The 21,328-nt window shown below is 43.7% G+C and carries 15 protein-coding genes and 3 pseudogenes; 6 read left to right on the forward strand and 12 right to left on the reverse strand.

The annotated features are described in order from the left end of the window. The first annotated feature begins 126 nt into the window (after positions 1-126). Positions 127-451: pseudogene (locus ACGF63_RS19085) on the forward strand (helix-turn-helix domain-containing protein). Positions 452-836: 385 nt separating this feature from the next. Here the strand turns inward: ACGF63_RS19085 and dinQ are convergent. The 3 genes and pseudogenes from dinQ to pmbA all read right to left on the reverse strand — a co-directional run bounded on the left by dinQ (position 837) and on the right by pmbA (position 3,693). Next, positions 837-908 carry a damage-inducible type I toxin DinQ gene (gene dinQ / locus ACGF63_RS19090; RefSeq protein ID WP_369293964.1) on the reverse strand — a complete coding sequence of 24 codons (72 nt, stop codon included), beginning with the start codon at positions 906-908 and terminating at the stop codon, positions 837-839. 464 nt (positions 909-1,372) lie between these two features. Then, positions 1,373-2,240: pseudogene (locus tag ACGF63_RS19095) on the reverse strand (hypothetical protein); the annotation flags it as partial. A gap of 112 nt (positions 2,241-2,352) precedes the next feature. Continuing rightward, positions 2,353-3,693 carry a metalloprotease PmbA gene (gene pmbA, locus ACGF63_RS19100; RefSeq protein WP_152962632.1) on the reverse strand — a complete coding sequence of 447 codons (1,341 nt, stop codon included), beginning with the start codon at positions 3,691-3,693 and terminating at the stop codon, positions 2,353-2,355. A 201-nt stretch (positions 3,694-3,894) separates the two neighbouring features. Here pmbA and yjgA point away from each other — a divergent pair, with 201 nt between their 5' ends. After that, positions 3,895-4,434 (forward strand): ribosome biogenesis factor YjgA, encoded by a 540-nt coding sequence (gene yjgA, locus ACGF63_RS19105; protein ID WP_152962633.1) that lies wholly within the window; start codon positions 3,895-3,897, stop codon positions 4,432-4,434. Positions 4,435-4,544: 110 nt separating this feature from the next. On the opposite strand, the gene tldD is transcribed toward yjgA, so the two are convergent. From tldD to mreB, 8 genes are all read right to left on the reverse strand, one after another. Next, entirely contained in the window at positions 4,545-5,990 is a 1,446-nt protein-coding gene (gene tldD, locus ACGF63_RS19110) for a metalloprotease TldD (RefSeq protein ID WP_387632697.1), read from the reverse strand. Positions 5,991-6,002: 12 nt separating this feature from the next. Further along, positions 6,003-6,854: a deaminated glutathione amidase gene (gene nit1, locus ACGF63_RS19115; RefSeq protein ID WP_036842103.1), complete on the reverse strand. Its 852-nt coding sequence runs from the start codon at positions 6,852-6,854 to the stop codon at positions 6,003-6,005. Then, on the reverse strand, positions 6,851-10,657 hold the full coding sequence (yhdP, locus tag ACGF63_RS19120; protein ID WP_387632698.1) for an AsmA2 domain-containing protein YhdP: 3,807 nt from the start codon (positions 10,655-10,657) through the stop codon (positions 6,851-6,853). Before yhdP ends, nit1 begins: the two co-directional genes overlap by 4 nt. A gap of 47 nt (positions 10,658-10,704) precedes the next feature. Further along, on the reverse strand, positions 10,705-12,174 hold the full coding sequence (rng, locus tag ACGF63_RS19125) for a ribonuclease G (RefSeq protein ID WP_036842101.1): 1,470 nt from the start codon (positions 12,172-12,174) through the stop codon (positions 10,705-10,707). Continuing rightward, positions 12,171-12,758, reverse strand: a complete 588-nt coding sequence (locus ACGF63_RS19130) for a Maf family protein (RefSeq protein WP_387632700.1) — start codon at positions 12,756-12,758, stop codon at positions 12,171-12,173. The genes rng and ACGF63_RS19130 overlap by 4 nt, the downstream gene beginning before the upstream one ends. An 89-nt stretch (positions 12,759-12,847) precedes the next feature. After that, complete coding sequence (mreD, locus tag ACGF63_RS19135; protein WP_036842098.1) at positions 12,848-13,336, reverse strand: rod shape-determining protein MreD; 489 nt, start codon at positions 13,334-13,336, stop codon at positions 12,848-12,850. After that, positions 13,336-14,370, reverse strand: coding sequence for a rod shape-determining protein MreC (gene mreC, locus ACGF63_RS19140; RefSeq protein ID WP_387632702.1), 1,035 nt, complete (start codon positions 14,368-14,370; stop codon positions 13,336-13,338). Before mreC ends, mreD begins: the two co-directional genes overlap by 1 nt. A gap of 110 nt (positions 14,371-14,480) precedes the next feature. Next, positions 14,481-15,524 (reverse strand): rod shape-determining protein MreB, encoded by a 1,044-nt coding sequence (gene mreB, locus ACGF63_RS19145; RefSeq protein WP_036842097.1) that lies wholly within the window; start codon positions 15,522-15,524, stop codon positions 14,481-14,483. Between the two features lie 639 nt (positions 15,525-16,163). Here mreB and ACGF63_RS19150 point away from each other — a divergent pair. The 4 genes from ACGF63_RS19150 (at position 16,164) to accC (ending at position 19,661) form a co-directional block, all read left to right on the forward strand. Next, on the forward strand, positions 16,164-17,141 hold the full coding sequence (locus tag ACGF63_RS19150; RefSeq protein ID WP_036842096.1) for an MDR family oxidoreductase: 978 nt from the start codon (positions 16,164-16,166) through the stop codon (positions 17,139-17,141). 208 nt (positions 17,142-17,349) lie between these two features. Beyond that, a complete protein-coding gene (aroQ, locus tag ACGF63_RS19155; RefSeq protein ID WP_036842095.1) occupies positions 17,350-17,802 on the forward strand; it encodes a type II 3-dehydroquinate dehydratase in 453 nt (150 codons plus the stop codon). A 29-nt stretch (positions 17,803-17,831) separates the two neighbouring features. After that, a complete protein-coding gene (accB, locus tag ACGF63_RS19160; RefSeq protein WP_036842094.1) occupies positions 17,832-18,299 on the forward strand; it encodes an acetyl-CoA carboxylase biotin carboxyl carrier protein in 468 nt (155 codons plus the stop codon). A 12-nt stretch (positions 18,300-18,311) separates the two neighbouring features. After that, positions 18,312-19,661, forward strand: coding sequence for an acetyl-CoA carboxylase biotin carboxylase subunit (gene accC / locus ACGF63_RS19165; RefSeq protein ID WP_036842093.1), 1,350 nt, complete (start codon positions 18,312-18,314; stop codon positions 19,659-19,661). Positions 19,662-21,102: 1,441 nt separating this feature from the next. Here accC and ACGF63_RS19170 read toward each other — a convergent pair. After that, positions 21,103-21,300: pseudogene (locus tag ACGF63_RS19170) on the reverse strand (DUF2569 family protein); the annotation flags it as partial. Positions 21,301-21,328: the final 28 nt, after the last annotated feature.

Here is a 21,328-nt window from a genome sequence, read left to right on the forward strand (position 1 = left end):
GGTTATTTTCTTACCAGTGTGCCTGTTATCGCTCTTTCTATGGCGGTTCAGACAGGGGAGGCTATGCCTCGCCGGATTGGATGTTCTCCGGTACTGCGAACCCTGTTTGAACCGCCACCATCAAAGATGGTAAGCAGGAATATGAAAAAAGCCGATATTATCGCTGCGATACGTAAGAAGAATAAAAACGCTGGCATCATTATCCAGAGAGCACGATTTAAGCTCTTCAACATTAGCAAATGCTTTAACGCGGCCCTGACCTAAAGGAGAATTGTTGATTGCTCAGGAAATTGGTGTAACCCCTGCTGAAATATGGCCCAGTCGGTATTTTGACGAAAATAAGCAGCCTATCAAACGAACCGTCCGAAATGATTTACCAAACAATTCTGATATCACATCAGTTATTTCTATACCCGAAAAAGTAACGACAACTTTTAAACCACTAAACTAATATAACACTCTGAATTATCAGTTTGTTATTCCATTCTTTAATATCAGAATTGTATTCAAACTCTATGAAGGTGTAAAAAAGCCCGCATGTTGCGGGCGAGATAATTGTGTTTCAGACCATCAGAACACAAACCAGTAGCGCTGATTGATACCGCATTTAAGAAAGGTGTCCCAGTGTTATTATGTGTATGACTCGCGGTAAGCTGCAAATTGTTTAACCACACAAAACGCTTAAATTATTAATTTTATTAATCTGTTTATCACCTTCCCATACTACCAGAGCAATGAAGAGTAGAAATTATAAGGCACGGTGGCTTGATCAAAAGCAGTAAATGTTAAAGGCCACCAGGAGGTTACCCCGATGGCCTTAGCTACGTTTCCGTTATCTATTTCAGAAATGCACGGATCAGCTCTAAAAGCGCGATTAACGCTTTGAGAACGATGATAGCAGTGTCAATAAATGCTTTCACCCGTTTGCTCCAGTTAGGAGCACGACTTAACCAGCCATTGCCTTTACGCTGCCTGTCCGGCTGGCTTCCATCAAGTCAGTTAAGGAATATCGCGCTCTGACCGAGGCACTGAAGCAGCACCACCTGTTCTTCAGCCAGGACTTACGAAAACTTGCGTCAGAGATACACAGGCCAGAACGCTACCCCAAACTAACAGCCGTTGATTATAGGTTTATTTTCAGATGATTCAATCAATTAAAATGATGAGTTGGTAAAAACAAAAAAACCAACTGGTGAGGTTGGCTTTTTTGTTTTTACCCATACAGGGCGGGGGTATCTTTTGTGCTATTACCGAGATTAGTAGCCTCAGTCCTAGCGCGATATTCCTTAACTGACGTAACCAGTCTAATACCTATAGCATAAAATATCAACCTAGGGTACAGCGTAAAGGACCTCACACAAATGGACGATATTCACCCAATCACTGGAGAATATTTCTGTTTCAGCCCATCCGATTTATAGGTCGTATTCCTTATTTCGCTGACGTTCTCCGGCATACCTGTGTTGTGGTGCGTATGCGCGGCGGTCAGTTCAGCTAATTCCTTAACCACGTCCAGCGTTTCTAACATCAATGTCATGATATTGATTTGCTGGCTGCCCACCCAAACCACTGGCGCGACGATTTCTTGCCTGGCTCCGGCGATACTCTGCTTAAGCAAGCCGATTTTCTCTATCAGCGTTTGTCCGATTTCGATATTGGCCTCTTTCCCTACACTGGCGACAAAATTTGATGACGTTGCTATGCAATAATCGCCGTCAGCAATTTGCTGAACAGCACCCGCCAATAGCGTAGACGTGCCCAAAACCGTGGTTTTATCCGTGGCCTGAAGTGGTTTCCCGTGCGACTACGTTACGTGTTTCCGTGTCTGCCCTGACTGCACGGTGCATAGACGATTCATTAATCGTTTGGTCAGTCTGACGAATCCAATGCCCTTCCTGAGTTACCCTCTGCAAGACTTCTGCCCGCTGCTGCTGCAATTGCTCGCCTGGCTTGATATCCGGCAAAGTGTTGCTCTGGCTTAATGTCTGCCGGATAAAGGGCTTGTCTGGCCTGCCTGCTCCAAAGGCAATTTCAACTATCGTTCCGACTGGCGGATATTGGAACATACCGGATTCACTGCCCGCCATCGGCAAAGGCAGCGGGACAGCGTGGTAAACAGGGACAGAGGAATCCTGACCATCATTATCTAGCAATTGAACATCAACGGCATAGCGTGGCCGGAATGGATCGGAAATATCACCGCTAGCCGTGCTTTCGGTGTGTGCCTCAATACGGACAAATATTCACAGGATTAGAATGACTTTATCAACCAGAAGCTGCCGGTGATCTCCACCGTTAATTAGCCAGCCCCTTTGAACAGGGCTGGCCACTGTAACCTAATCTGAGTATCCCTTATTGACCAGCGATACTCATTTCCGGCAGTAATACCGAACCACATTGGATATTACTGCGAGTTTCAATATCATTCCCAATAGTGACCATATTGGCCCACATCTCTTTCAGATTACCCGCAATAGTAATCTCGCTGACAGGATACTGAATCTCACCATTTTCTACCCAGAAACCGGCGGCACCACGGGAATAGTCACCGGTTATTGCACTAACACCCTGCCCCATCAGTTCAGTAACTACTAATCCTGTTCCCATCTGACGTAGTAAACCAGCAAAATCCTCACCTTGCCCTGCAATGCACCAGTTATGGATCCCACCAGCATGGCCTGTACTTGCCATTCCCAATTTACGAGCAGAATAATTTGTCAGAAGCCAGGTCTGTAATACGCCATCTTTAATGATATCCCTGTTACTGGTGCACACACCTTCGCTATCAAATGGAGAAGATGCCAGCCCTGCCAGCAAATGTGGACGCTCTTCAATCGTCAGCCATGATGGCAGGATTTGTTTACCCAGATGATCAAGCAGGAAAGAAGATTTACGGTAAATACTGCTACCACTAATAGCACCCACCAAATGTCCGAAAAGACCCGTTGCAACTTCCGCAGCAAACAGCACAGGCGCCCTCATGGTTGGTAATTTACGCGGAGATAAACGGGATAACACACGGCGAGCACACTCATGCCCAACCCACTCCGGCGATTTTAAATCTTCAATACGACGACTAATGGTATACGCATAATCCCGTTCCATATCGCCATTAAATTCAGCAATCACACAGCTCGACATCGAATGACGGCTAGAGCAATAGCTTTGCAACATACCGTGACTATTGCCAAACACCCGGATACCATAATGGCTGTTAAAACTACCGCCCTCTGTATTGGTAATACGTTTATCTGCCTGTAATGCCGTTTGTTCCGCGCGGGCAGCCAGTTCAATTACTTTATCAGTATCCAATTCTGTTGGGTGGAACAAATCAAGATCCGGCGCATCAAACGCCAATAACGCTTTATCCGCCGGACCAGCACAGGGATCCTGAGAAGTATAACGGGCAATATCGATAGCAGCCTGGACAGTACGGGCAATAGCATCCGGACTTAAATCTGTTGATGATGCACTCCCTTTACGTTGCTGATGGTATACGGTGATCCCTAGCGCACCATCACTATTAAATTCTACATTTTCTATTTCACCAAAGCGGGTACTGACACCAATACCCGTTGTTTTATTAACAGCAACTTCCGCAGCATCACAACCCGCGGTTGCCAGTTCTAATGCCTGTGAAACTGCATTTTCCAGTTGTTTGCGTTGTTCCGCAATTTGATCAGTGATTTTCATTAATTACCCGTAATTTGATGAATAAAGGGAAAATCTGTCAGGAAAATAGAACCATTTTATCCACAAAAGTAATGCCGAGTGGTAATCAGGCGTTTTTCCCAGTTACAATACCCAATATTAGGATGTTAACACCCACCGGGCTACAGGTCATGCTCCAAAAATCAACCTGCCAGATCCGGCCTTTTTAAAAGGAAAACTACCATGGCAAAGCAGCCTGAAGATTGGCTCAATGATTATCCTGCTGAAGAGGAAGAAGAAGAGATAATTTGGGTCAGTAAAAGCGAAATTAAACGTGATGCCGAGGCATTGAAAAAGCTGGGGGCAGAATTGGTTGATCTCAGCAAAAATGCGCTTGAACGCATTCCGTTGGATGAGGATCTGCTGGCAGCCATTGAACTTGCACAGAAGATAAAAAGAGAAGGGCGCCGTCGCCAATTACAATTAATTGGTAAAATGCTGCGTGCCCGGGATGTCGAGCCTATTACCACAGCAATTGATAAACTGAAAAATCGTCACAATCAGCAAATCATTTTGTTCCATAAGTTGGAAGAATTACGTGATAAATTGATTGATGGCAATGATGATGTTATTGATAACGTTGTGGAATTATTCCCACAAACCGATCGCCAGCAATTGCGCACGCTGATCCGCAATGCGAAAAAAGAAAAGGCGGCTAATAAGCCACCTAAATCTTATCGTCAGATTTTTCAGTATCTTAAAGATATGGCCGAATCAACCTAACTATCTAAAACATACAAGACGCTAATTCTGTTAGGGGAAAATTTTAAAACCAAGTTCCCCTTCCAGCGCCTTTTCCGCTTCTTCAAACAAGAAGACTCACCAGCCAAAAATCAGGCTGTTCCTCCAACGGTCAAGTTGTCCAGTTTCAAAGTAGGCTGACCAACACCAACAGGTACGCTCTGGCCCTCTTTGCCACAAACCCCAACACCGTTATCCAGTTCAAGATCGTTTCCTACCATAGAGATCTGCTGCATAGCCTCAATACCAGAACCGATAAGGGTCGCCCCTTTCACTGGCTTGGTAATCTTGCCATTCTCAATCAGATAAGCTTCAGATGTCGAGAACACGAATTTACCGGAAGTGATATCCACTTGACCACCGCCAAAGTTTGGCGCATATAAACCATTTTCTACACTACCGATGATCTCTTCCGGTGTGGAATGACCTGCCAGCAAATAGGTGTTAGTCATACGAGGCATGGGCAAATGGGCATACGATTCACGGCGGCCATTGCCCGTCGGCGCAACCCCCATCAGGCGCGCATTCATTTTGTCCTGCATGTAACCTTTGAGAATGCCATTCTCAATCAATACATTGTATTGCCCAGGCACACCTTCATCATCAATTGCCAATGATCCTCGACGGCCTTGTATCGTGCCATCATCAACCACTGTACAAAGCTCCGAAGCGACTTTCTCACCAATCTGACCTGAGAATACGGAGGTACCACGGCGGTTAAAATCGCCTTCCAACCCATGACCAACAGCTTCATGCAGCAACACACCCGGCCAGCCCGCTCCCAGAACAACCGGCATAGTACCCGCCGGTGCAGCAACAGCGGAAAGATTTACCAGTGCCATACGAACAGCTTCACGCGCAAATTGTTCTGCACGGATCTGACCACTTACCATTTCCAGAAAATATTCATAACCATAACGGCCGCCACCGCCGCTGGTACCATGTTCACGTTTACCGTTATCCTCCACCAGCACCGTGACAGATAAGCGAACCAGGGGACGAATATCAGCCGCTAAAGTCCCATCGGTTGCCGCAACCAATACCTGTTCGTAGACCCCTGTCAGACTGGCATTCACTTCCTGCACTCTCGGATCTTCGGCACGGGCGACTTGATCCACTCGATGCAATAACGCAATCTTCTCTTCACGGGAGAAACTGCGCAGCGGATCGATTGCCGCATAAAGTTGAGAGTAGGCCACTTCGCCAAAGGTATGGATTTTACCATTTCCTTCTTCATGGACGATGCTGCGGGCAGCCTGTGCGCTTTGTTGCAACGCATTCAATGTGATCTGGTCTGCATAAGCAAAACCTGTTTTTTCACCACTGATAGCCCTAACACCAACGCCCTGATCAATATTATAGGAACCATCCTTAATAATCCGATCTTCCAGCACCCAAGATTCATGATAGCTGGACTGAAAATAGAGATCGGCATAATCCAGCCGACGTTCAGCCAGTTGACCAAGTACTGAAAACAGATCTTGATGGCTTAATTTATTTGCAGCCAGTAAATGTTCACTGACAGAAGTTAAACTCATAATTGATACTCTTTAATTTGCTGTATTCTTTTCAATCAGGGAAGTCAACTGCGGCCGGAAGCGGTTATGTTTCACCACTTTCATCTGCTCACGCATAATCTTCAGGCTATCCACCCTGACATTCAGTTGTAATGCACTGACTGCATCTGGATTTTTCTTAATCACTTTCCCCCAGCCGTCTACGACCATTGAGTGGCCCCATGTTTGACGGGTTCCATGTACACCAACCTGAGCGGGTGCCAACAGAATACACTGATTTTCAATAGCGCGGGCTCGTAACAATGGCTCCCAATGTGCTTTTCCTGTTAAACGGGTAAATGCCGCAGGAACAGATATCAACTCAGCGCCTTGCTCACGCAATGTCTGAAACAACCCAGGGAAACGCAGATCATAGCATATGGTCATACCAAGACGACCAACAGGTGTATCCACGACAGTAATATGTTCCCCACGCTGGAAAACAGACGATTCATTATATGATCCATGTTCATCATCAATATTGACGTCAAACATATGGATTTTATCGTAACGTGCGCGGATTTCACCCTGATCATCAAACAACAGACTGCTGCTGGTGATCCGTTCAGGATTTTCACGGCTGATAAGCGGCATAGAACCAATTAATAACCAGACACCATAACGACGTGCGATCTCACTGACGGCTTGCTGTAAAGGCCCTTTTCCCTGCGGTTCCGCATGATGACGATAACTGACAGCATTAGCAAACAACAAGGCATTTTCCGGGGTCATCACAAGCTTGATAGTATTCGGCAACTGTTTAATTTGTTGTTCAATTTGCGCCAAATTATGTTTGATATTCTCACCGCTACATAACTGCAAGAGTGCAACATTGACGTTTCTCATGTTCCTCTATTCTCCTTAAGTTGACGCAGAACTTCATCAATTTTTGGTTGATCAAGATTACCGGTAATCCGGTAACGAATAACCGATATTTTATTCCATAACGGCCCCAAGACCTTGGTTGCCGCGAATAGTGCGGCACCTGCTACCGGATTGATAACAAAAGCCGTTGCTACACCGACAGTAGCAGAAATTTCTGGCGTGACGATAGCTTCTATATTGATCTGTTGGCGAACAAGATCAATCTCTCCTTTCGTTATCACATCAGCAATCAGTCCATCGATCCGTAAATTTTTAGTCTTGAGTATCCCATTTTTTATTGAAACATCACCACGGATTGAATCAAATTCAAAATCCTGGCTAAAAGTATCACTGAAATCGAGCTGCAATTTACGCAACAAAGCATCAAAACTGACCAATTTTAGTAACTGACCGGCACTTCCCCCTCCCAGTTTCTCGATAGCACCTCTACCTAAATCGCTTTTAAAATTGCCATTCAGTGTCCGTAAATCGGGTTTCCACGGTGTATCCAACCAGTTAAAATCAAAACGGAAGTTAAACGGTGACTTCACAATTGGCACGACAATACCAAGGTAAGATGCCATCTCATCAAACTTTTCACCGGAGAATTGCCCCATAATATGAGTATTATTCTCCCAAGCACTTTCTTGCCAACGACCAGCCAAATTGAGTTTACCGACGCTGTTGTCCACCATTCCATCTCTTAATACCAGCGAATTACCTTCTGGTATCAGGGAACCAGACACTTTCCCAAGTTTCACCCCCATAATCCAGCACTCAGAACAGACAATATCTAATGAAGGCCATTGGTTCAGCGAATAACGCTGAGTTGTACCTGTTTGAGATTGCTTAGATAAATCTGACTCAGGTTGCTGAGGGTTATATTGCAGAGGGTTATAGTAAAGATAGCTCAAATTCAGCTGCCACGGACCACTATTACGAATATTAAGCTTACCGTTGATTTCCTGACTATTAGCACTAATCTGCGTTCCCCAGGGCTGTTGTTCTATATCTAACGATAACTGATTCCAACGCTGTCCCCCCACATCCAGTGACGGAAGTGACACACGCAAATGCTGTGACAGCATTGCGCTTCCTGCAAATGAAGAACTTGAAGTCAGAGGCGCAATTAGCCCTAACCACTCTTCACCCTCAATTGCCGGAAGATTCAATTCCAATAATGATTTTTCAGGTAAGTCAGGAATTTTATCACTGTTACTTTGTAAAACTCCCCGTGACAGTTGAGTATTTTTCTCTGCCAAACTCCATTGAGTATTAAACGCATACTGCTTACCTAACGTCCCTTTTACTCGCAACTGATCCATATCACCATCAGCCAGAATATGAAGCGCTTTCAGTTTACGCAGTTCATCTGCTCTCAAGACAGATAAATGGCTATCTACTTGTGACAAGTCAGCGTCAATTTTCACATCATATTGGGCCTTACCCTGAAACGGTAAACTAATACCCACTTTTCCTTCCCAGTCAACAGAACCAGAAAGCGCTTTGACAATTGCTGGTGGTAGTTCAGGTAATTTTGCAGCAGCCCAATGAGCATTCAGACCAACATCTACCCGATAGTTTTTTGATAAGTTCTTGGTAGCAAAATCAACAGTAACAGGCTGTCCAAACCATTGCACTGATAATTTGTCACTTTGTAAATTACCATTATCAAAACGGAACCGGCCACTGACATTTTTCATTTCACTGCCCAGAGGCTTAATCAACAAATGGTTATCTTTTAAAGTGACCTCACCACTGGCATCCACATTGCCGCCACTGAGTGGAATATCCAAATGCAAATTACCCGCCACCTGACCACCAATCTGTAATGTATTAAGCGTTTCACCAATAGAATCCGCTAACGGGCTACGGGTAAAATATTCATGAATATCTTTACCATCTCCCAGAATATTAGCGTCGATTAACAATTTCTTTCTACTATAATCAGAAATTACCGCTGAAACCTTATTCGCTTTCACTTTGCCAAGCGCAGTTTGCGCAGCCAGCATCCACAAACCGTTATTATGGAAATTGAGATCAATATTAAGATCCAGCAGCGCCGGCCAATCAGGTTGATACTGGAAAGTGGCATGACGTAATGGGGCAAAAACCTGAAACTGACCATCATTCTTTACAAATGGGAAATCTTTTGGGTTGCCTTGAAAAACAAAAGTTGCGTTTTCTATTTGCCCTTTAATAATCGAAGCGGTCAGATAATCAGTCAGAGATGTTCCCATCAAAGGCTCAGGAAAATACCGCCAAGCATCACCCGCATCATAAACCCGTACTCCCGCCAGAACACTCAGCACCGGAGGCTGCTCTTTTAGCTGTTGATAACGAAAATCACCACTGACCCACAATGATTTCGCCTGCAAATCCAACCCCTGACTCCAAAGTTGTAAACCTCGCTTATCCTGCCGCCAGAATATTTCTCCATGACTTTGAGATATCTCAAATGGCACCAGGAACACATCCCCATAATCAGCTACGCTATCTTTCAATGCAAAGCTAAGTTCGCCTTGCTGCAAGCTACCGTTGAGAGAACCAGAGAAATTATCAATAGAAGGTAACCCCTGCCAGCGCTGCCAACTCACATCCTGCCATTGCATACTCATTCGGAAATCATCTGCAATTTCTGGTGTTATATCGAGAGCGAGATGATTTACTAATCCTTGCGGCTGGCGACGTTCCCAATCTCTGACAACATCAGGAGTCAAAAAAGAGAAAGTGGGTAAAATGCTACTCAACCGTTCAAGTTGAATATTCTCCGCCCGGATACGCCAGTGATCTTTACCATCATACTTCTTAGCTTCCGGCAGATAGAGCACAGACGCCTTTCCTGACGGCCATTGCTGACCGTCAGTGGCCAGGCTTGCCAATTCAGGCGCATCAAACAACCAACCATTATCCTGACGGCGCATCCGTAATACCAGATCACTGACAGAAAGACGGTGGGATTTGTCAGCAACTTTCCAGTTAGCTTCTCCCTGACGTAATTGCAGTTGACCACCATCAATTCGCCCATCTTTGAGCGTAATCCAGCTAGACAAACTAAATTCAGCCTCTTTCAGCCCAGTATTATCCTGCAACCAATGACTCAACCACGGATGCATATCAACATTATCTGCCTGCAAATAAATAGTGCCGTTATCCAATACACCATGAGTGTCACGCAAATCAAATTTAACCTGTACATTCCCATGCTGATTATTAATAGAAGAAAGGCTGACTTCCCCTTGAGCACGATGATAGTTATTTTTATTCAGCCAGGTTAATTGTGGTAACAACAGATCAGCCCGTTCACCGGAGGGTGTAAGAAAAGTAACGCGGCTATCTTGTAGATTAAAATGATCAAATTGTTCGAGAAACAGATTAGAAAACGTATCTGATTGGGAAAACATATTACCGCGTTGATCATCAAACAACGGTTGATGGTAATCCACCTGTAATTGATAAAAAGTCAGATCGCGAAAATTCCAGCGCATTCTCAGCAAAGATAACCAGATATCCAATGCCACCGTGATTTTTTTTGCCTTCACATCTGCACTGGCAGTTTTCACATTAATATCACGTAATTCAAGAACAGGCCCAAAAGATTCCCATTTTCCAGCAATATATCCAACATCAACAGGTACACCGGCAATTGACTCAACTGTAGCGAGCAATTGCGGGCGATAGCCATTAATATGCGGCAGCAGAAAACGTAACCCACTGACAAGCAAAGCCATAATAATAATGACTATTGCGGCTGTCGCTAATAATACTCCCGGCAGTCGCCTCACACGCATCTCCTTGGTTGCCAGCGCTGTTATACCAGCACACCAGACAATTACATCATAACTACGTCAAACTGCTCCTGGCTGTAGAGCTGTTCTGTCTGAACTTTTACCTGCTTACCGACAAAAATTTCCACTTCTGCCAGCGCATGAGATTCTTCCCCTCTCAGCGCTTCAACCACCGCCGGTGAGGCATAGATAAGGAAGCGATCTGCATCAACTGCCCGGTGAACACGCACAATTTCACGCATAATTTCATAACAGACCGTTTCAACAGATTTTACGGTTCCCCTTCCATTACAGGTAGGACAATCGTCGCAGAGTATATGCTCAATACTTTCACGGGTCCGCTTACGCGTCATTTCCACCAGCCCGAGTTGTGAAAAACCATTAATCGTTGTTTTAACACGATCTTTACTCAAGGCCTGTTCGAGAGAAGCCAATACCCGTCGGCGGTGATCTTCACTATTCATATCAATAAAATCAATAATGATAATACCACCCAAATTACGCAGCCTTAATTGCCTGGCAATAGCCTGCGTCGCTTCGATATTAGTATTAAAGATAGTCTCTTCCAGATTACGATGCCCGACAAATGCGCCGGTATTAATATCAATTGTGGTCATCGCTTCTGTTTGGTCAATAATCAGATAACCACCTGATTTCAATTCGACTTTACGATCGAGCGCCCGTTGGATCTCATTTTCTACATCAAACAGATCGAAAATAGGTTGATTGCCACTATAAAGTTCCAATCTGGCTGTCATTTTAGGAATATATTCACTAATAAATTCCTGTAACTGGTTAAACATCAGACGAGAATCCACACGAATACGATCAAGAGCAGCTCCGGCGAAATCGCGCAAAATACGATGAGCCAGAGCCAATTCACCATAAAGTTTATTTTTAGTGATATTACGCTTTTTACGCTCTATCACCTTACTCCACAATCGTTTCAAGAAAGCTGCATCCTGAGCTAACTCTTCGTCGCCAACTCCCTCGGCAGCCGTCCTGATAATGAAACCACCATGCTCATCACAATATTCAGCAACAATATCTTTCAAGCGATTACGCTCTTCTTCACTTTCGATACGTTGTGAAACCCCAACATGAGAAGCACCGGGCATAAATACCAGATAGCGGGAAGGTAATGTAATATCCGTAGTTAACCGGGCACCTTTAGTACCAAGCGGATCTTTCACTACCTGAACCATCAAATCCTGCCCCTGGCGGACCAACTCAGCAATATCTCTGACATGAAAGTTCTTTTGTTCTTCACCGGCAATACACTCCGTGTGAGGCACAATATCTGAGGCGTGAAGAAAAGCCGCTTTTTCCAGCCCAATATCAACAAAGGCCGCCTGCATCCCTGGTAACACCCGGCTTACACGACCTTTGTAAATATTGCCGACAATGCCCCTTTTGGCTTCCCTTTCGACATGGATTTCCTGCAAAATCCCACCATCAATATAGGCAACGCGCGTTTCTGATGGTGTTATATTGACTAATAACTCTGCTGTCATGTGTTCCTCTTTCCATCAACCAACGCGAAAAACTTTGTGATTAATTCATACGTTTCCACTAATGGCAGACCAACTACTGAGTGATAACTCCCATTCAGCGTTTTGACAAAGCAACCTGCTTTTCCCTGAATACCATAAGCACCCGCTTTATCCATTGGCTCACCGGTTGCTACATAATCCAAAATTTCCTGCGTGGATAATTGGCGAAAGGTCACGTCTGTAACGACTATATCACTTAAAGTACTCTGACTATCTGATAAAGCAATCGCGGTAAGTACCTGATGACACTGCCCGGAAAGTGCATTAAGCATTTCAACAGCATGTTGTTCACTGCGGGGTTTTTCCAAAATCCTATCATTCAATATAACAATAGTATCCGCTCCCAACACGGGAAAATCCTCTGGCGCAATAACAACCCCCGCCAGAGATTTATCTTTTGCTAATCGGCTGACATACTGACGCGGAGTTTCACCCTCTTGCCATTGCTCCTTTACCTGAGGAGAAAGAATTTCAAATTTAAAGTCCAATAATTCAACCAGCTCACGCCGCCTTGGTGAGCCGGAAGCCAGATAGAGGGTTTTCATGATGATATTGTCCTTACTACTTATCTCATTAGGGCTTTTTATTTACCGTTCTTGTAATAAACAGGACATTAAAAACCGCGATCCAACCACTAATGTACATTAAATTGACGACGGATTTTCCGCATTAACAGGAATAACCACGGCCAAAGAATACCGTTGACCAAACTGTTCCAGAATATTTCTGGATGAAAAGCAACATTTGATAACAAAAACTCTGCCCAAAAAACACTGAGATCCATCAGCACCGATAAAGCAACGACGACCAAAGCCTGCTGCCAAAGTGCCATATTACGGAATAATTGAAACTTAAATGACACCAAATAGCTAACAAGACTATAAGCTAAGGCATTAACACCCAGTGTTGCTCCCTGAATCAGGTCTATGATCATCCCCAAAACAAAGCCTGTACCAACACTGACCCTGTGAGGTAATGCCATCACCCAGTAAATGAGTAATAGTGCTGACCAAGTAGGCCGGTACATATAAATTTGCTCCGGCCACGGCATAATTTGCAGCACCATCGCAATCAAGAAGGATAACCAAATGATCCAACGCCCATGACTCCGGTATTGATTCATTAACGATTTCCCGCATTTATAAATTTAGCAGATGATACTGCCGGTTCAGAAACTTTCACTTTTCCTGTCGTTTGAGTTATTTCATCAGAAACAGAAGACGGCGCTGGCGGCCCCATTTCATTTGCATGTGGCAATACCTGAGGCATCATCTGCATTAAACGCTCATTAGCTACACGATAAACTTCTGATGGAGGCAATGGTTCGGATGGGTTATTATCTGCCCCCCACAATAACAGCAAATAACGCAAACGCTGTAATTCTGCGGTTGGCCGAGCCTGAATCACAGTATAGGCCCGCTGATTATCGACTTTAACCGACGATACCACAGCTACCGGATACCCCTCCGGGAAACGGCCACCTAACCCAGAAGTGACCAGCACATCCCCAACCCGAATATCGGTATTACTTGGTAATGACTCAAATTGCAAATCATCAGCACAGCCTGCACCCGCAACAATGGCCCTGATATCATTACGTAAAACCTGGATTGGCAAAGCATGGGTCGTATCACAAATCAGTAATACCCGGCTGGTAAACTGACTGACAGCAACAACCTGACCAACAATACCTTTATCACTGATAACAGGTTGCCCTTCATAAACGCCTTCTCTTGATCCCTTATCAATGACCACCTGATCACTATAAGGATTAGCCTTACCGGAAATCACCTGTGTCACCATCATGTGTTCATCCTGACGCAAAGGTGATCCCAACAGTTCACGCAAGCGGGAATTTTCCTGCTTAAGTTGCCCTAACAACAACATCTCACTGTTTTTAATCAATAATTCTTGGCGTAAAGCGCGATTTTCCAATTGGAGTTGTTCACGGGAGGCGAGCGTTTCTGATACACCATCAAGTACTTGACGCGGACCATTAGCAAGAAAATAAAATGGACTGACCACCGTATCCATATAGTTACGGACTTTACTGAGAACATCAAGGCGGCTGTCTGCCACAACCAGAGTAATGGCAACAATAACAGCAAAGAAAAGTCGTAATTGCAGGGAAGGCCCCCTGCTAAAAATTGGCTTCATAAGCTGCGCTATTCCAAACTGTGCTGTTTCATAAACAATGGAATTCCCAGACAGCAATAGCAAGGAGGTCTGATCTACCCGTCATTCCTCCCCCACTTGCAAGTTAATACTCACTCCTCGCTGAAGAGCTCACCACCATGCATGTCGATCATTTCAAGCGCTTTTCCACCACCACGGGCAACACATGTCAACGGATCTTCCGCAACAATGACCGGAATACCGGTTTCCTCTATCAGTAAGCGATCAAGATTACGCAGTAGTGCACCACCACCGGTCAGGATCATGCCACGTTCTGAAATATCGGAAGCCAATTCTGGCGGGCACTGCTCAAGAGCGACCATGACAGCACTGACAATACCCGTTAACGGCTCTTGCAAAGCTTCAAGAATTTCGTTGGAGTTAAGGGTAAAACCACGCGGTACACCTTCAGCCAAATTACGACCACGAACTTCAATCTCCAGCATTTCATCGCCAGGATAGGCTGAACCGATAGTATGTTTAATTCGTTCAGAAGTCGCTTCACCAATTAGCGAACCATAATTACGGCGGACATAGTTGATAATAGCCTCATCAAAACGGTCACCACCAATGCGTACAGATGATGAATAAACAACGCCATTCAGAGAGATAACCGCGACTTCTGTAGTACCGCCGCCGATATCCACAACCATTGAACCTGTTGCTTCAGAAACAGGCAGACCAGCACCGATAGCCGCCGCCATCGGCTCTTCAATCAAAAACACTTCGCGGGCTCCGGCACTGAGCGCGGATTCACGGATTGCCCGACGTTCAACCTGAGTTGCGCCGACTGGCACGCAAACCAAAACTCGCGGGCTTGGGCGCATAAAACTGTTGCTATGAACTTGTTTAATAAAGTGTTGCAGCATTTTCTCTGTAACATAAAAATCGGCAATCACACCATCTTTCATCGGACGAATCGCCGCGATATTACCCGGTGTACGACCCAGCATTTGCTTTGCTTCCTGCCCAACGGCAGCAACACTTTTCGATGAGCCTGCACGGTCCTGACGGATTGCGACTACAGAAGGTTCATTCAATACAATACCCTGACCTTTGACATAAATAAGGGTATTGGCGGTACCCAAGTCAATAGACAAGTCGTTGGAAAACATGCCACGAAATTTTTTAAACATAGCGAAAGGATAATCCTGCAAGCTGGGGACGGAACAAAACCCGTCTACTCTACCAACCACATGAAGCAGGGACAAGGCGCATAAGCACCTGCTTCAATAAAAAAGTGGCTACGTTATTCATATCAACAACGCAATATTCTACGTTACTTTTTCCAAACGGAGCAGAAAAAAACTGCATAAAAATGGGTTAATTTTACCAATTGTTCCATAACGAAGTGCAGGAACCACCCCGTTTTGCATAATTCAGCGTTATAGCACCACCGTTACCGTCACAGCCGATCCACTTATCTCTATTTTGACCAGTAGCTATCCATGTAAGTTCACATACGATCGACTCTTCTGCTCACTATTTCCGATAGTTAACTGTAAGTATCAGTCTGTATAGCGAACAAGTTAATGATGTAATAAATTGCGACCAAAATACAGTATCTTCTGCTGCAAAATAATAAAAAAACAGAACTTTTTAAAATAGCTTGCCATATACTGAAACCTAACACTGATATCACAGGAAAAATGCGAACAGATTTTGTTTTATAATCCATCAACACTTTATTTTTTCTTATCTTCTTTATGTAAACTGCCAATTTTTATCTATTCTTATTTAATAACAAAATGACTTACAGAGAACGGAACCATCTAATGAAAGCTCTGCTACTTAAGCAACAACAGAATCAACTATCAACGTCCATAGAAGAAGTTGATGCTGCTCACCTTCCCGTGGGAGACGTTACCGTCGATATTCACTGGTCAACCCTAAATTATAAAGACGCATTAGCCATCACAGGTAAAGGGAAAATTATCCGCCAATTCCCAATGATACCGGGTATTGATTTCTCTGGAATTGTACACAGTACAGAAGATCCCCGTTTTCATATCGGTCAGCATGTACTGTTAACCGGCTGGGGTGTCGGAGAAAATCATTGGGGTGGCCTGGCAGAACAAGCCCGAGTTTCAGGAGAATGGCTGACACCTTTACCAACCGGTTTGAATGGCAGGCAGGCAATGATCCTTGGTACTGCCGGCTTTACCGCGATGCTGTGTGTTATCGCGCTGGAACAAGGCGGCGTTAAGCCAGAAAGTGGTGATGTTATTGTAACCGGCGCCAGCGGGGGTGTAGGAAGTACTGCGATAGCGCTTCTTTCACAACTTGGTTATTCTGTTGTTGCCGTTAGCGGCAGACAGGAAAATCACGAATATTTGTTATCCCTTGGGGCAAAAAAAGTTCTGCCACGTAATGAATTTAGCCAACCGCCCCGCCCATTGGAAAAGCAGCTTTGGGCTGGAGCAATTGATACTGTAGGCGGTAATGTACTGGCTACAATACTGGCCCAAACTCACTATAACGGTACCGTTGCAGCCTGTGGGCTCGCCGGTAGTGCAAATCTGCCAACAACAGTCATGCCATTTATTTTACGGAACATACGTTTGCAAGGCGTAGAATCTGTCACAGTTCCATCCACCAAGCGATCTGATGTGTGGCAACGCTTGCAAAAGCTGCTACCTGCTTCTTTTTATCAACAGGCAACGACTGAGATAACACTGGACCAAGCCGTGGAATACGCAAATAAATTGATAGCTAACCAGGTTACAGGACGTACATTGGTAAGAGTTCGTTAAGAATTGTGACTAACCTCTAAAGTACGGTGGCTTTATTCTTGACATTTTCTCTGATAAGACCAGTATTTAGCTGCTAAATGCTACGATATCATTATAATGTCGGGCTTTATCGCCGAAATGAACTTGTGGCTGTTTTAAAAAGATGACAAATCGTTAATATAGGATTATGTTGGGCAATTGTTGACAAATTGCCGGAGATACCAGCACAATGGCAGACAAATTTCACATTTTGCTCCTTAACGGCCCTAACCTGAATATGTTAGGAACCAGGGAGCCTGATATCTATGGCAACTTAACGCTCGACGATATCGTCAGCAAATTGTCTGAAGAAGCCCATCAATCAGGGGTTAAATTCAGTCACCTGCAATCCAACGCAGAGTTTGAGCTGATAAATAGAATTCACTCTGCACAGGGTAATACTGATTTTATTTTAATTAACCCTGCTGCATTCACGCATACCAGCGTGGCACTGCGTGATGCACTGTTGACGGTAAAGATCCCATTTATTGAGATCCACCTCTCCAATGTTCACGCGCGCGAGCCATTTCGTCATCACTCATATCTTTCAGATCTTGCTGTTGGTGTAATCTGCGGTTTAGGGGTAGATGGCTATAGCTTTGCATTACAGGCAGCGGTAAACCGCTTGTCAAAAGTCAACTAAATGAAACAGAAGAGTACGGAATCACACTCATGGATATTCGTAAGATAAAAAAACTGATCGAGCTGGTTGAAGAATCTGGCATTTCTGAACTGGAAATTTCTGAAGGGGAAGAGTCAGTGCGCATCAGCCGCGCAGCCCCCCAGAGTTTTCCGGCAGCTCAACAATATATTCCCGTTCAAGCACAACAACCTGCGTTAGCCGACGCTGTTGCGCTTTCCCGCTCTCTGCCAGAAACGATCAGCGACAGATCGGCTGCAATCGATGGTCACGTTGTTCGTTCCCCAATGGTAGGTACCTTCTATCGTACGCCTAGCCCGGATGCGAAACCATTTATCAACATCGGCGACCGTGTCAATGTGGGTGATACCCTCTGCATCGTTGAAGCCATGAAAATGATGAACCAGATTGAAGCTGACAAAGCGGGTGTAGTTAAAGCAATTCTTATGGAAAACGGTCAAGCCGTTGAATTTGACGAGCCATTGGTCGTCATCGAATAACGAGGCGTTCCCATGCTTGATAAAATTGTAATTGCTAACCGTGGTGAAATCGCCCTGCGTATCCTGCGAGCTTGTAAAGAGCTAGGGATAAAAACTGTTGCGGTACATTCATCTGCGGATCGTGACTTAAAACACGTGCTGTTGGCAGACGAAACTATCTGTATTGGCCCGGCAGCTTCTGCAAAAAGCTATCTGAATATCCCAGCGATTATTTCTGCGGCAGAAATCACCGGTGCAGTAGCCGTTCATCCCGGTTACGGTTTTCTGTCTGAAAACGCAGATTTTGCTGAACAAGTTGAACGTTCCGGCTTTATTTTTATCGGCCCAAAAGCAGAAACCATCCGCCTGATGGGTGATAAGGTTTCCGCTATCAGTGCGATGAAAAAAGCAGGCGTTCCTTGTGTACCTGGCTCTGATGGTCCGTTATCTGATGACACAGATAAAAACAAAGCCATTGCTAAACGCATCGGCTATCCAGTGATCATTAAAGCATCCGGTGGCGGTGGCGGTCGCGGTATGCGCGTTGTCCGCAGTGATAAAGATCTGGAACAATCAATCAATATGACCCGTGCGGAAGCAAAAGCTGCTTTCAACAACGATATGGTTTACATGGAAAAATTCCTTGAAAACCCGCGTCATATTGAAATCCAGGTACTGGCCGATGGTCAGGGTCAAGCCATTTATTTGGCTGAACGTGATTGCTCTATGCAACGCCGTCACCAGAAAGTGGTTGAAGAAGCTCCTGCACCAGGCATCACGCCAGAAATGCGTCGCAGCATTGGTGAACGCTGCTCCAACGCATGTATTGAAATTGGCTATCGCGGCGCCGGTACTTTCGAATTCCTGTATGAAAACGGCGAATTCTATTTCATTGAGATGAACACCCGTATTCAGGTCGAGCATCCAGTGACAGAAATGATTACCGGTGTTGACCTGATTAAAGAGCAATTGCGGATTGCCGCCGGTATGCCACTTTCAATCAAACAGAAAGACGTTGTTGTTCGTGGTCACGCCATTGAGTGTCGTATCAACGCCGAAGATCCACGCACTTTCCTGCCAAGCCCAGGTAAAATTACCCGTTTCCACTCAGCGGGTGGATTTGGCGTACGTTGGGAATCGCATATTTATGCCGGCTATACCGTACCACCTTACTATGATTCCATGATTGGTAAGCTGATTACTTACGGTGAAAATCGTGATAACGCCATTGCCCGCATGAAAAATGCCTTGGCAGAACTGATCATTGATGGCATCAAGACGAATATCGAGCTTCAGCAGACGATTATGAATGATGAAAACTTCCAGAATGGTGGCACCAATATTCACTATCTGGAGAAAAAACTAGGATTACAGGAAACTTAAAACTGGTTTAATAACATCAACATATCTTTAAGGAGCGTTTAAACGCTCCTTAAATTGCTGGTTTTTAGCGCCGGGTTTTCATCAATAATAAAACGAAAAAATTTATACTGGCAGTTTGCATGGGCATTAAACGCCTTTTCATCGCATTTTATTATTACCGGATGGATTTTAACACTGTTTTTGACTTTCTTTAACCTTGCGGTTTATTGCTTTTTATTGACTCCACAGAATCCAACTCGCTCAGGTTAAATCATATGGATTATCCTTTTTCGTGCCATTTAAAAACAAAGGATTATAGAAACTTTCATTCATTCACGTAAGATTAAATATGCCTTATCTGAAAGTGATTAAATAGCCGTTAAGAAAAACCGTTTTTTATCTGTCCGCATGGTTTTAAAATCTGGGAAAAAGGGCAAGCGTATCATGAAAAAACAGGTGAAAACTTTAATAAATAAAGATAAAAATAAGTGATTAAGGATCTTTTAAAGCGGGTAAAAAACTCGATGCGATTATTAACATTGGAAGAGAAAACACCAGTAAAAACGGGTTTTAAATGACAGAACAACAGTATTAATCCAATAATAAGGTATGAGGTTATATCAAAATATTTAACAGGATTAACCGTACTAAACAAATTTGCTCAAATAAAATATTTTGTATGACTGCAAAAAATTTACGGAAAATCAGAGACAGTCATTAAAGAAAGCCGATAATCCTTTGAGTTAAATAGATTAGAAACGAAAAGAGAATAAAAAAATTTTATTTAGTCGCGTTAAAAATAATTAAAAAAAACAGGTATTAATCTTAATATTATTCGCATACCTGTTACCTTCTCTGGTTTTAAATATAGAAAATTAAGCACAGAAAAAGGGAAAACGAAAAAACTCAGTATCAGTTTAATGAAAATGGTAAAGTTAACTATGGATTAAAAAATGGGAAAAACCATTAGATTTAAAAAAACTGCTCAGTGAAAACCATTTATTAAATGAGAATCGTTTTACTCGCGATCACCTTTTTAACATGATTTACTTTCTCTTTTTACTTTAATTTCCCTTTTTTAGCGTTCGAAAGCGCCTTTTTATCAGTGATTAACTTAGCTATTCGTCAGCTAAGGGTTAAAAAAATATCCCCCATTAATGTCAGATTTAAAAAAGGTACAGAGTGGCTAAAAACGGCCTATTCTCTGCTATGTTTAATTCATTTATCGGCAATACTCTCCTTTACTTATTTTACTGACCATTTAAAAACGTGAATACACAGAGATTAAAGCTTTTATATAAGAGGCTGATTTATTCAGGTAAAAAACTCAGGACAGGATTCCATTTTTCGCAAAATGAGATCTCGCTCTGAATTCGCCAATCCGTTATTATCCACAAAGATAACTTCTTTTTTTAATAAATATTCGTTGTAAGTTATTTAAAAAACAACCTATTCCCAACAACTATTTTATAAATATTATTTTAACCCGAATAGATACAATAAAGTAAGGTATCCATATACATGCACAAAACACATTTCTAAAAAGTAGAGAAAGATTATTATAATCCAGATTTATACCATATATGTAATAACCCAACATTAAGTCAGTGATTACAAATAACAAAGTAAAAACTAAAAGTATAATGTAAAGTAAAGGTGTTTTTTCTTTTTCAGCTCTTTCTCTTCAC

The organism is Photorhabdus sp. RM322S, assembly GCF_042879395.1.
GTDB lineage: Bacteria > Pseudomonadota > Gammaproteobacteria > Enterobacterales > Enterobacteriaceae > Photorhabdus > Photorhabdus khanii.